Here is an 11,686-nt window from a genome sequence, read left to right on the forward strand (position 1 = left end):
AATACGTGAGGGAAGTGGTATATCTAACTATGCCCCCTTGGGAAAAGAGCGAGCATAAAGGTTTAGAATGCTATGAGTTTGAGCTAGCTGGACTTTGAGCAGATGGTTTATCGCTCATGGGAAATCATTTTGTTTTACGATTCAAAAAGAGGATAGTGATGGTCTCATTGGCGTAGGTGGGCAAGAAAACTGTTAGCTTGGCAATGCGTCAACAATTTGTAGAACTATGTTGTGGAACCCCTACGCAAGGCGGTTGCCATGATGGCATGATGCTTTTGTCAAGCATTATGATATGGTAGAAATCGGTGTTTAAGGGTGCAACTGCGGTCACTGTACGATCCAGTAGCATTACGTCTGAGTATTTAGGAGCGGTAGACTCTGTACAGGCTACGCGTACAATATGTGAAGCACGCTGGTGGGAATCAGTGTGCCATTATTGCGTTGTGCATGCAACCCTCTAGCTAGTACTTCATTGGTAAGGTTGTTTTTTGAAGCTGATTAATTATCTGTGTGTTTTTTAAGAGAACGTTAGCACTGATGTATCGCGTGCCGTACCAAGAAATCTTCCAAAAAATTTTATTAAAAATACTAAAAAATATAATATATGTGCAAGATGAACAAATGCTTGCTGAGGATATTGTATCAACGACTGTAGTTGCTTAAGGGCACATAATCTTGGGGGGGCATAATGTTGTAGAAAAAATCATGAAGTCCAAAAAACTCGTAAAGGTGCATTGCACTTCTCCTTTGAGAATTTGGCATCTCCTCTTAGCTTAATACGTTCTCATTATGATATAAACCCCTTGGTTCTCCTGAACACCCGCTTGTCATGCGTTTTTCTGCTGATGCTCAAGAGATCTTTCGTGAGTGGATGCAAAAGATTTTTAAAAAAGCTAAAGAGAATAACCTTTCTGAAAGCTTACAATCGCATCTTTTAAAAATGCCAAAGCCAAGCGATTATGCGAATTTTAATGAAGAAACCGCCTGTGAATTCATTACCATGGAAAAAATCATTTTAGACTTTTTGATAAACACGGGTCTGATATTATGATTTTGATCATCGTTCCAGAAAGATTGAGAAGAAGACAGCCTCTCATTAAATTTAAAGAGAAATAGGAAATTCACGTCGGGCATGTGCAACAGCTACAATTTCGATCTGATTTGCAGCTACTCGATACAATATAAGGTAATTTGGATGTGCTATGATCTCCCGTAATCCTAATACCTTCTCACTTTGTCTGTACAGATATGGATGTTCAGCCAGCGGCAGTACGGATGCTTCCAAAAGCCTTTTCATTCGGCGCGCAGCGGATGGATTTTCACGAGCAATGTAAGCTAAAATCTGACGCAAATCATCGCGCGCCGAAGACAACCAAACAACCGGAAGCATCACTTTTTCTGTTCAGCTTCAAGCTGACTGATTATAACTTCCATTTCAGCCATAACCTCATCGTGTGGAATAGGAGGATATGGATTTGCAAGACTTACGGCTACCTTATCACGCAACCACGCAATGTAGCTGCTTTCCTGTTCAATAGTTTCGAACTCTGAAATGAGCGGAGAAAGGGTGGTCTTCATAGTGATATGTCCTTTCTATTCCTTAATATTGAAGATAATTGCTATTGGTTATGTTGTCAATATTAGCGAATTGAAAATATTTAACTTTTAAGCGTCAAAGTTTTTTGATCTTAAAACTTAAGGCTTTTTAACCCTCTCAACAAACGTGCAGCTCGGATATCATGATTTTGATCATCGTTCCAGAAAGCTTGAGAGGCGGATAGTCTTTCATTAAAAAACACAACTCTCATTAAAAACTATTTTTATTGCCAACCTTCTTAAATTCCTTTATAAGTTAAAAAGTGTCTTGGTCGCCTACGCAACGACCAATAGGGATCTAAAAACCCGAAAACTCAAACATGAATTGATCCCGCTTTGCGGGTATCCCGGAATTCCGGGAGTTTTTGCTATGTCCAGGTGCTTACCAGCACTAAAAGCAAAAAAGCTGATTTGAGTTCAGTATTTTTAGACTCCCGGAATACTCATGCGAGGGCGCTCGCACTTGGCGGGGAAAAATGCAAAATCAAAATCTGAATATTGATCTTTTTGTCGGCAAAAAAATTCGCTTGAGACGACAAATGCTAAAGATGTCTCAAAAAGCCTTAGGGCATGCTTTAGGGATAAGCTTCCAACAAATTCAAAAATATGAAAACGGCTTAAATCGCGTAAGCGCGGGGCGGTTAAAGGAAATTTCTGATATCCTCAATGTTCCAGTTTCCTTTTTTTATGCAGATATCATCACAAAACAACACCCCTCTTATCATCATGATGAAATCATCTCCAGCACAGAAGAATATCAGCTGCTCAAAAAATTTAGAGTTCTAACAATAGCAAAACAAAAAGCCATTTTGCTATTACTCTCTGATGAGAATGCAACTTAAAATCATGCGATAGTGCACACCACGCTCTTATAACGCGACACGCTCTATAGAGCCTATATGTTTTCTTCATCAACAACTCATTGCATATTTGAAAAGGATAGTTTCATCAGAGACGTTTTTTGGGTGATAAGGGGATAAGCATTGATAATAGAAGAAAGCCTCTCTGGATAATTCTTTCATCATTGTTGTTTTAAAGTTGTTTAAAATAGGATTGTTTAAAACAGTCTGGTTCTTGTCGACGTGTATATTATTTTTATAAACGTGCTTAAATCTAACTTAACTGAGAGAAAAAATAAGATAGCGATAGAGTTCTTATATGGCTTGTAATGATGAAAGAAAAATGTGAAAATTCTGATTGGTAATGAGGAGGAAAGATTTATGATCAAGAAAAGCGTTAAACTGCTTATCCTAAGTGTAATAGGATTTGCAAATTCTGTTGTAAATTCTTTTGGCAACATTGAAGAACTCTCAGATTTTGAACGCTCTTTCAATACGGTTCAAGGAACTTCAAACTCAAAAGAATCTTTTCAACCCTTAAAAGCTGGCGACTATGACCAAGCCTATGACTATTACATCCAAGGTTATTATTTAAAAGCTTTTCGTGAAGCCCTCCGTCGTGCTGAAAAAAATGATCCTTTTGCCCAAACGCTTCTTGCCCGAATTTATATGGAAGGCTGCGCTGTTCCTATTGACGGCGCGCGCGCTGCTTTATGGTTTGAACGTGCAGCAAAACAGGGGGAACCCCAAGCCCAACTCCGCTATGGGCTTATGTTATTTGATGGTCATTTTGTCAACCAAAATCAAGAACTTGGTGAACAGTTTATTCAAAAAGCTGTCAACGCAGGCGTTAAAGAAGCCTATTTTTATTATGGACAACTTCTTCTTTATAAAGCCTCACGTGAAAAACAAAATCTTCCCGGCGTCTCTTTTCAAAGCCGTGAAAATGAAGCAATCGAGCAAGCTTTAAAATTGTACTTAAAAGGAGCGGCTCTTGGGGATGCTGAAGCTGCTTTTGCGGCAGCAAAAATTCTTTCCTTAGGCACTGTAAATCGCCCAAAGGATGATCGTAATGCCCGCAAGCTCATGGAGGTAGCAGCTCAAAACAACCACTTAAAAGCTCAACTTCATTTAGCTCAATGGCTTATACAGGGTCGTGGAGGAAAAACAGATTTTGACCGTGCTTTTCATTTGCTGCTTCACAATGCCACCAACATGATAGCCCCAGCACAAATTTCTCTTGCAAGACTTTATCGAGACGGCATCGGAACAAAAGGGGATATAATCATGGCAGCAGCATGGTATATGCTTGCAAAGGAGGCAAAAATGCAAGCCCCTGATCTTGAAGTAATGCTCCAAGGTATGGACAACACACAACGAGAAAAGGCTCAAAAAGAAGCCATAAAGATCCTTCCTGTTTTTTAAAACCGCTGTAAAAAAAGATACAAACTGTCTGATCAAGTGTGAGCGAAAAAGAAAACAAAAAGCCATAACAGAAATTCTATACCTGCTAAAAAGCAGGCAAAAAATATCTGATCCTGAAATAGAGCTCTTCCTCTTTACCTCATGCCGCTATTTTCTTTACCTCATGAAAATACATAACTGGCACCATCATACGCTTTGCCAATTCTCAATATTGCAACCCCCCTTACCCCTTGAGAAAATTCATAAAATATATTTTATTTTTATAAAAACGCTTGAGAAAAATGCTCTTCTTTGCTTAAAAAAGATAAAATTGATAGGAATTCCGGGAGGTTTTGCACTGTCCAGGTGCTTTCTAGCACTAAAAGCAAAAAAGCTGATTAGGTTTCAGTACTTTCAAGCTCCCGGAATACTTATGCGAGGGCGCTTGCACTTGGCGGGAAACAATGCAAACAAAAGGGTCTTTATAACGACATTTTCATTGGCAGGAAAACGCATTGGCAAGAAGAATTCATGAGAAAAAAACACTCTGTATCATTTGTTTTTAAAGCAAGCATTATCCAACAAACAAACGAACGATACTATCCGCACACTTTAAAATATGATCCTCATGCTATGGAAGTAGCATAGGATCAAAATAGTTATGCTTTCTTTTCAATTGCATGAGAAAAACATCACCTCTCATTAAAAACTATTTTTTATTGTAAATTTTCTGAAATTCCTTTATGAGTTAAAAGGTGTTTTGGTCGCATACGCAACGACCAATAGGGCTCTAAAACCCGAAACCTCGTACATAAATTTACCCCACTTTGTGGGGATCCCGGAATTCCGGGAGATTTTGCTATGTCCAGGTGCGCTCTAGCACTAAAAGCAAAAAGCTGATTCGAGGTCAGTGTTTTAGACTCCCGGAATACTTATGCGAGGGCGCTCGCACTTGGCGGGGAACAATGCAATCTCAAAATTTTAATATTGATCTTTTTGTTGGCAAAAAAATTCGCTTGAGACGACAAATGCTAAAAATGTCTCAAAAAGCCTTAGGGCATGCTTTAGGGATAAGCTTTCAACAAATTCAAAAATATGAAAAAGGCTTAAACCGTGTAAGCGCGGGACGGTTAAAGGAAATTTCCGATATCCTCAATATTCCAGTTTCCTTTTTTTATGCAGATGTCATCACAAAACAACATGCCATCTCCCCTCACGATGAAGTCATCTCCAGCATAGAGGAATATCTGTTGCTCAAACGATTTAGAACACTCACTTCGATAAAGCAAAAAGCCATTCTACAGCTTATCGCTGATGAGAACGCAAGCTAATATCATACACCATACTCTGTTCTTGCCTTACACACCTCAACGGAAAGAAACCCCTTCCCGATCTTGTTAGCAAACAAGATGACTTCTCAGAACAGGACTCATTGCGCTTCCCATTTCATGGTGTTCATGGCACAAGATTATCCGAACAATCTCCCCCTCGCATATTCACCACGCATTCTCATAAACAACACCTCATGGTTTTACAGAACCTCTATCATTAACCCCAATAATATTTTACGATACAATGAAATAAAATTTCCCAAAACCCCAAAAAAGTTTCCTAAAAGTCCCAAAAAATTTTGCACAAATTTTTAAAAAGCTTGCGTCTAAGCGCTTTTTATGATCTTGCAAAGAACTGAAAAATAAAAATACATAAAGGTCCTTTTGCACTTAAGTTTTTTTCTTTGCAACAACCATGAACAAGGAAGTTCGAGCAAAAACGATGAAGTGCACACAAAGGGACCATGCAAGAAACAATGAGAGAGCCGCAAGGCTAATAAGGGGATTTGAGCCCAAAATAATAAAAGCGCTCAGTGTTAAAGGCAGCAAAGAAAAGCGCCATAAGGACAACAGAAGAGCTCTTTTTGCAAGAATGGAATTGGATAGAAACGATGAAAATTAATGGCAATGAAATTCGTCCTGGTAATGTGATCGAGCATCAAGGAAGCTTGTGGGTTGCGGTAAAATGTAATGCCGTTAAACCAGGAAAAGGTGGTGCATTTAATCAAGTTGAAATGAAAAATTTACTTGATGGTACAAAACTCAATGAACGTTTTCGTGCGGCTGAAACGGTTGAACGCGTGCGTCTTGAACAAAAGGATTTCACCTTTCTTTATCAACAAGGGGATGCTTTGGTCTTTATGGATTCAGAATCTTATGAACAACTTGAACTCCAAAAGGACTTTGTTGGTGAACGCGCCGCTTTTCTCCAAGATGGGATGACTGTCACAGTTGAACTTTATCAAGAAAAGCCTATTGGCATCTCACTTCCTGATCAAGTTGCTGTCACGATTGCAGAAGCCGATCCAGCACTTAAAGGGCAAACGGTCACCGCTTCTTATAAACCAGCTATTCTTGAAAATGGTATTCGTATTCTTGTCCCCCCTTTTATGAATGCCGGTGAACGTATCATTGTCGACACCAACGAGTTGATTTATTTGCGCCGTGCAAATGAAAAAGATAAATAATAAAGGAATACAACATGGCCCATTCTGCAATCATGAATGTCATGGTGCAAGCTGCAATGAAAGCAGGACGTTCTCTCGTGCGTGATTACGGTGAAGTACAAAATTTGCAAGTGTCTTTAAAAGGTCCATCAGATTACGTCAGCCAAGCTGATCGCAAAGCGGAAAAAATTATTTTCAATGAACTGAGCAAAGCGCGCCCCAAATTTGGTTTTCTGATGGAAGAGTCTGAAGAAATCATTGGAGAAGATTCCCAACATCGTTTTATTGTTGACCCTTTAGATGGCACCACAAATTTTCTCCATGGCATTCCTTTTTTTGCTGTTTCCATTGCTTTAGAAAGCCAAGGCAAAATCGTTGCAGGTGTCATTTACAATCCCGTGAGTGATGAGCTCTTTACCGCAGAACGCGGCAGTGGTGCTTTTTTCAACGACCGGCGCTGTCGTGTTTCTGCACGGAAAAGATTAGAAGATTGTGTGATTGCCACGGGCATGCCTCATTTGGGACGCCCAGGACATGGAACCTACCTTATTGAATTGCGCAATATGATGATGGAAGTTGCTGGACTTCGCCGTTTTGGAGCTGCTTCTCTTGATTTAGCTTATGTTGCTGCTGGAAGAATTGATGGATATTGGGAAGACAACTTGCAAATTTGGGATATGGCTGCTGGAATATTGATGGTTCGTGAAGCTGGTGGTTTTGTCACCGACAAAGAAGGCGGTGATAATATATTCCGCAAAAAGAACATCATTGCCGGCAATGAACATATTCGCACCAAGTTAGAAAAAAACCTCAAAAAAGGTATTTAGATCTTACATTGAAGTCTCAAAAGGACATCTTTTAAAAGGCAGTACGAGCGCCTCCATTTGAATATTCCTCATTAAGCAACCTCTCTTATCAAATTGCGCAGTGTGATGATAGAAGTCGCAAAACTGCACCGTTTTAGCTCTGCCTCCTTTGATTTAACTTATGTACCACGAGAATAACCAATGGCTTTTTGAAAGATAATCTCCAAATTTGCAACAAAACGACCGGCATACAGACAGTTCACAAAACCAGTGATTTTGTTTGATTCACAATGAGTGTTTGAAATAAAAAAATCCTATGACTTTAGAAGTGCTCATCCAACGTTCAAAACAATGAATTATCCTTATAAATCAACGTGAAGGTGCTGTTATAAAGAGAACTCTCTCCTTCAATTCATAGAAATTAACTTGTCATCGTTTTATATTCTACATAAGGAAAGTATTTTTATAAAAAATGCTCCGTCTCAAGCAGAGAAAAGAACAGTCAGAATTCAAAAAGAAAACGCCTCAATTTTTACCCCCTTTTTTCGTCTTAATTTTTGTCCTTCTTTTTTCCATAAGCCCTTAAAGTAATAATCCTCTGTCTGTAAAGCGTGGTATTCACGCCCATGGACTGCTGTATCAAGATTCCTTATTCGGGTGAAAATTGCAATTTTGCAAGGTAAGCATAAACGCCATTTTTGGCAACAAGTTCGGCATGGGTTCCTTCTTCCACAAGAGCGCCTTTATCCATCACAAGAATACGATCGGCTTTTAAAATGGTTGCCAAGCGATGCGCAATCACCAATGTTGTACGGTTTTGCATCAACCCTTCTAAAGCTTCTTGCACAAGCTTTTCACTGTTTGCATCTAAAGCGGATGTCGCTTCGTCAAGCAGCAAGAGCGGTGCATTTCTTAAAATCGCCCGTGCAATACCAATGCGCTGTTTTTGCCCCCCAGAAAGCATGGTCCCACGTTCTCCCACCTGCGTATCCAAACCATCAGGTAAAGATTCAATAAATTCAAGTGCATTGGCTGCTTTAGCAGCAGCAAGAATTTCCTCTTCCAGAGCATTTTCAGTTCCAAAAATAATATTATCACGCAATGTACCATCAAAAATGGCGACATCTTGTGGAACATAAGAGATTGCTTCACGTAAATCTTGCAAAGAAAGACGATCAATTTCCAAGCCATCCAAGCGAATTTTTCCACTTGTCGGATCATAAAAACGAAGGATCAAAGAAAAAATAGTACTTTTTCCTGCCCCAGAAGCCCCAACAAAAGCAACGGTTTCGCCTGCTTTGATAGAAAATGAAAGTGAACTTAAAATCTTTTCTTGTGGTCTAGAAGGATAAGTAAAATCAACATGATCAAAAATAAGCTCACCTCGAACAGGCTGCACCAATGATAAAGGATTTTTAGGCGCTAAAATCATAGGCTGTTCTTGTAACAATTCAGCCAATCGTTCAGCAGCGCCTGCTGCTTGAATGAGTTCTGCCCCCAGTTCTGATAATTGCGCAAAGGTTGAGGCTCCAAAAACCGCATAAAGGACAAATTGCCCTAATGTCCCCCCCGTCATCGTCCCATTCAAAACATCACGCGATCCAATCCATAAAACAGCAACCACACTGCTAAAAACCAAAAAAATTGCAAAACCGGTAAAAAAGGAACGCAAAATTACAGAAGCCCGCGCTGTCTGAAAGGCGTGTTCTATCATTTGTGAAAAACGTGTCGCAACAAGTTTTTCAGCGGTAAAAGCTTGCACCGTGCGAATAGCGCTGACCTGTTCTGTCGCAACAGCATTGGCATCAGCAAGGCGATCTTGCGCTGCACGCGTACGCGCACGAACTTTACGCCCAAAAACCACCAAAGGAAGTGCCACAATAGGAATAGCAGCCAAAACCAGCAAAGATAATTTAGCATTGGTGATCACCATCATCACAATAGCTCCGATCACGATAATCAGTTGACGTAAAGCGGTAGAGGCAGTCGAGCCAACGGCCAATTTTATTTGTGTCGTATCTGTTAGAAGTCTTGAAGCAATCTCTCCTGAATGCGACCGATCAAAAAAAGCAGGAGAAAGTTTCATAATATGGACAAACACATCACGCCGTAAATCAGCAACAATCCGTTCTCCCAATGTGATAACACAATAGTAACGACAAGCTGAAGAAAATGCGAGAATCAAGGCTAATAAAAACAAAATGCCAAAGTAAAAATTGATATGTCCATGGCTTGAGCGAGAAAACCCATGATCAAACATTTGTCGGATCGCTATGGGTAAAGCTAATGTAACAAGGGCTGCAACAGATAAAGCAATAAAGGCAAAGATGAATAACCAACGATAGCGCAACAGATAAGGGAAAAAAATAGAAAGCGAAGAAAAAGAAGATTTATGAAGGAAAGATTTTTTAGATTTTTCTGAATGACGATATAATTTCATAAAACTTCTCTCACTATCATAACACTTGACAAAATGACGCATCTTGAACACTTGTTTTTTTATGCGTGCTCAGCTATAGGAATAAATACTTTAATCAATGTATCAAAAAGGCAAAGGAAGCGCACTTAAAAAATCGAATAAGTGTTCTTTCATTCTATAAACGTAAAAGGTTTGACGCATGAAGGCGAATATTCATCCTAACTATCACAAAATTACCGTTGTTATGACGGATGGAACTCAATATACAACGCGCTCCACTTGGGGAAAAGAAGGGGATACGCTCAATCTAGATATTGATCCAAGAACGCATCCAGCTTGGACAGGTGGGTCCCAGACACTTGTAGACCGTGGTGGTCGCCTTTCTAAGTTTAAAAATCGTTTTGGTAATATTGGTATGTAAAATCCTCATTCTCGTGGGGAACAAAGATTTTAAACAAAACGATTACCCCATTAGGCGCGTGGTTTTTTTGTACTGTTAAAGAGTGCATTGTAAAGGTTCATTCAAAAACGCATCCAACAGAAAGAGATAGAGCTCAATTTTTTATAAATCATCGTGGCTGCGTTTTTTAATTCAAAAATCGTTTTGAAATACGAGGGTAAACCTCTTCCATAGAGTATAAAGACTTCCAATAAAATAATTGCAAACAGTTCATATTTTTCAGTTCATATTTTTTGAACTGAAAATGCTATGGAAGAGGAAATTCTCGCCGCAGCAGAAGTGGCAAATGCACTTGAATTTATTCAAGCTTTACCCGATGGTTTGGAGACACAAGGAGAAAAAGGTGGAACCATACTTTCTGGGGAGCAAAAGGGGTGCATCGGTATTGTATGGGCGATTTTAAGAAAGGCACCATGAAAAGCTTTCCCCTTATATCATGATTTCAAAGCCGCGTGAGAAGGACAAAACAAGCCGTTTTTGTATCTTAAATCAAAGGTACCGTCAAGCGTCCCTGTAATGGTTGCCTTGATCTTAAGGATAAAGGCTTGTTAATTCCTTCATTAAATGCAAATTTTATGTCATGTTTTGGAGAGCGATTATTAAGAATTTGAGAGGCTGTCCGACTCTCATTTTAATTTGTGTGCAAACGAAGTGCGCTCTATTTATTCAAAGAGAATAAGTTCATACTCAGCAGGTGCTAAACGTAATAAGATAGCGTCGTAACCCCACATAGCATACAGACAGCAAACAGAAAAAACGCCTTCACCAATTGTTAAGAGCAATGCGAACGATATCCCAGCTTCATCTGCTGGTGCTTCGCGGCGTTCTAAGAGGTATCCGAAAAAAAATAAAAAGCACGCTATGGCACTCCAACCCGCAATGAAGCTTAGTGCGGTATGAACCAGTCCACGCACTTGGAACATGATAAGAAAAATTGTAAAAATAAACAGTCTAAATATCCCAGCTAATATAATGCGTATTATATTGAATATTATACGTATTATAATTGAAAAAATGCTCTTTTTTGCGTCTGGCTTTTCTTCTTTGATATCGCTCTTGTTAGCAGATATGCCGTCCACGACTCCCCCCTCTATTCTTCAGCCATTCTACTATAAATAGGAGCTATTTTTCCATTATAGCATCACAAATACAAGAAAAATGTATTCATTTTCACAAAAAAACATGCATTTTATTGAGATGCAAATCCATTTTTGTTAGCAAAAGCTGTTAAATCCGCTCGTTAATAAAAAGGCTCCCTATTGAAGAGGAAGCTATCCTGATACATAAAAGCTTCATATTTGGCTTTAAAATCATCCCCTCTAAAACGACACGGGCTTCAAACAATTCTTTAAAGACAGTCTGTAAAACAGTGCGTGTCACTTCAAAGCAACGCGCAATGGAATGCCCGCACGACGGTCCATCCATCAGCACTTCCGGCTCAACAATTGGCACAATCTTAAGTTCCTGACATAAAGCAGCATGAACCATGCAAGAGCTTGTGCATTTTAATTGCCCTTCTTGCTAAGCAAAGCATCTAGGACAATCACCACACAACCTTATGGGAATTCCGCTCTATGACAATTCAAGCGCTCACCTTTTCCTGCTCTTTTGTCCATTGTCCTAAAGCCGCAAGATGATTCATCCGAGCACGATGACAAAATGCCT

At 39.5% G+C, this 11,686-nt stretch carries 13 protein-coding genes and 1 pseudogene; 9 read left to right on the forward strand and 5 right to left on the reverse strand.

The features are described from left to right. The first annotated feature begins 305 nt into the window (after nt 1–305). Nucleotides 306–461, forward strand: a complete 156-nt coding sequence (locus B5V81_RS05740; RefSeq protein ID WP_212112560.1) for a hypothetical protein — start codon at nt 306–308, stop codon at nt 459–461. 368 nt (nt 462–829) lie between these two features. Then, nucleotides 830–1,051, forward strand: a complete 222-nt coding sequence (locus B5V81_RS05745) for a hypothetical protein (RefSeq protein WP_212112604.1) — start codon at nt 830–832, stop codon at nt 1,049–1,051. A 51-nt stretch (nt 1,052–1,102) separates the two neighbouring features. Here the strand turns inward: B5V81_RS05745 and B5V81_RS05750 are convergent, their stop codons facing one another. Continuing rightward, entirely contained in the window at nt 1,103–1,390 is a 288-nt protein-coding gene (locus B5V81_RS05750) for a type II toxin-antitoxin system RelE/ParE family toxin (RefSeq protein ID WP_212112562.1), read from the reverse strand. Continuing rightward, nucleotides 1,390–1,578, reverse strand: a complete 189-nt coding sequence (gene relB / locus B5V81_RS05755) for a type II toxin-antitoxin system RelB family antitoxin (protein WP_212112564.1) — start codon at nt 1,576–1,578, stop codon at nt 1,390–1,392. The genes B5V81_RS05750 and relB overlap by 1 nt, the downstream gene beginning before the upstream one ends. A gap of 494 nt (nt 1,579–2,072) precedes the next feature. On the opposite strand from relB, the gene B5V81_RS05760 reads away from it, so the two are divergent. The 5 genes from B5V81_RS05760 to B5V81_RS05780 all read left to right on the forward strand — a co-directional run bounded on the left by B5V81_RS05760 (nt 2,073) and on the right by B5V81_RS05780 (nt 7,163). After that, nucleotides 2,073–2,438 (forward strand): helix-turn-helix domain-containing protein, encoded by a 366-nt coding sequence (locus B5V81_RS05760; protein ID WP_212112566.1) that lies wholly within the window; start codon nt 2,073–2,075, stop codon nt 2,436–2,438. Nucleotides 2,439–2,816: 378 nt separating this feature from the next. Then, on the forward strand, nt 2,817–3,860 hold the full coding sequence (locus tag B5V81_RS05765; protein ID WP_212112568.1) for a tetratricopeptide repeat protein: 1,044 nt from the start codon (nt 2,817–2,819) through the stop codon (nt 3,858–3,860). 944 nt (nt 3,861–4,804) lie between these two features. Continuing rightward, nucleotides 4,805–5,170 carry a helix-turn-helix domain-containing protein gene (locus tag B5V81_RS05770; protein ID WP_212112571.1) on the forward strand — a complete coding sequence of 122 codons (366 nt, stop codon included), beginning with the start codon at nt 4,805–4,807 and terminating at the stop codon, nt 5,168–5,170. 611 nt (nt 5,171–5,781) lie between these two features. Continuing rightward, nucleotides 5,782–6,357 carry an elongation factor P gene (gene efp / locus B5V81_RS05775; RefSeq protein ID WP_039760798.1) on the forward strand — a complete coding sequence of 192 codons (576 nt, stop codon included), beginning with the start codon at nt 5,782–5,784 and terminating at the stop codon, nt 6,355–6,357. A gap of 14 nt (nt 6,358–6,371) precedes the next feature. Next, complete coding sequence (locus tag B5V81_RS05780) at nt 6,372–7,163, forward strand: inositol monophosphatase family protein (protein ID WP_212112574.1); 792 nt, start codon at nt 6,372–6,374, stop codon at nt 7,161–7,163. Nucleotides 7,164–7,791: 628 nt separating this feature from the next. Here the strand turns inward: B5V81_RS05780 and B5V81_RS05785 are convergent. Next, nucleotides 7,792–9,582: an ABC transporter transmembrane domain-containing protein gene (locus tag B5V81_RS05785; RefSeq protein ID WP_212112576.1), complete on the reverse strand. Its 1,791-nt coding sequence runs from the start codon at nt 9,580–9,582 to the stop codon at nt 7,792–7,794. Between the two features lie 178 nt (nt 9,583–9,760). Here B5V81_RS05785 and rpmE point away from each other — a divergent pair, with 178 nt between their 5' ends. Next, nucleotides 9,761–9,982, forward strand: coding sequence for a 50S ribosomal protein L31 (gene rpmE, locus B5V81_RS05790; RefSeq protein WP_005774581.1), 222 nt, complete (start codon nt 9,761–9,763; stop codon nt 9,980–9,982). A 288-nt stretch (nt 9,983–10,270) separates the two neighbouring features. Continuing rightward, complete coding sequence (locus B5V81_RS05795; RefSeq protein ID WP_212112579.1) at nt 10,271–10,438, forward strand: P-loop NTPase family protein; 168 nt, start codon at nt 10,271–10,273, stop codon at nt 10,436–10,438. Between the two features lie 245 nt (nt 10,439–10,683). On the opposite strand, the gene B5V81_RS05800 is transcribed toward B5V81_RS05795, so the two are convergent. Then, nucleotides 10,684–10,944: a hypothetical protein gene (locus B5V81_RS05800; protein WP_244979403.1), complete on the reverse strand. Its 261-nt coding sequence runs from the start codon at nt 10,942–10,944 to the stop codon at nt 10,684–10,686. A gap of 370 nt (nt 10,945–11,314) precedes the next feature. Further along, nucleotides 11,315–11,526: pseudogene (locus B5V81_RS05805) on the reverse strand (class I fructose-bisphosphate aldolase); the annotation flags it as partial. Nucleotides 11,527–11,686 lie beyond the last annotated feature (160 nt).

The sequence above is a fragment of the Bartonella queenslandensis genome (assembly GCF_018155095.1).
Lineage (GTDB): Bacteria > Pseudomonadota > Alphaproteobacteria > Rhizobiales > Rhizobiaceae > Bartonella > Bartonella queenslandensis_B.

Bases quoted from the DNA above. Each gene is read 5' to 3' on its own strand.
- B5V81_RS05745 (WP_212112604.1), top strand. From the start codon at position 830: ATGCGTTTTTCTGCTGATGCTCAAGAGATCTTTCGTGAGTGGATGCAA.
- B5V81_RS05750 (WP_212112562.1), bottom strand. From the start codon at position 1,390: ATGCTTCCGGTTGTTTGGTTGTCTTCGGCGCGCGATGATTTGCGTCAG.
- relB (WP_212112564.1), bottom strand. From the start codon at position 1,578: ATGAAGACCACCCTTTCTCCGCTCATTTCAGAGTTCGAAACTATTGAA.
- B5V81_RS05760 (WP_212112566.1), top strand. From the start codon at position 2,073: ATGCAAAATCAAAATCTGAATATTGATCTTTTTGTCGGCAAAAAAATT.
- B5V81_RS05765 (WP_212112568.1), top strand. From the start codon at position 2,817: ATGATCAAGAAAAGCGTTAAACTGCTTATCCTAAGTGTAATAGGATTT.
- B5V81_RS05770 (WP_212112571.1), top strand. From the start codon at position 4,805: ATGCAATCTCAAAATTTTAATATTGATCTTTTTGTTGGCAAAAAAATT.
- efp (WP_039760798.1), top strand. From the start codon at position 5,782: ATGAAAATTAATGGCAATGAAATTCGTCCTGGTAATGTGATCGAGCAT.
- B5V81_RS05780 (WP_212112574.1), top strand. From the start codon at position 6,372: ATGGCCCATTCTGCAATCATGAATGTCATGGTGCAAGCTGCAATGAAA.
- B5V81_RS05785 (WP_212112576.1), bottom strand. From the start codon at position 9,582: ATGAAATTATATCGTCATTCAGAAAAATCTAAAAAATCTTTCCTTCAT.
- rpmE (WP_005774581.1), top strand. From the start codon at position 9,761: ATGAAGGCGAATATTCATCCTAACTATCACAAAATTACCGTTGTTATG.
- B5V81_RS05795 (WP_212112579.1), top strand. From the start codon at position 10,271: ATGGAAGAGGAAATTCTCGCCGCAGCAGAAGTGGCAAATGCACTTGAA.
- B5V81_RS05800 (WP_244979403.1), bottom strand. From the start codon at position 10,944: ATGTTCCAAGTGCGTGGACTGGTTCATACCGCACTAAGCTTCATTGCG.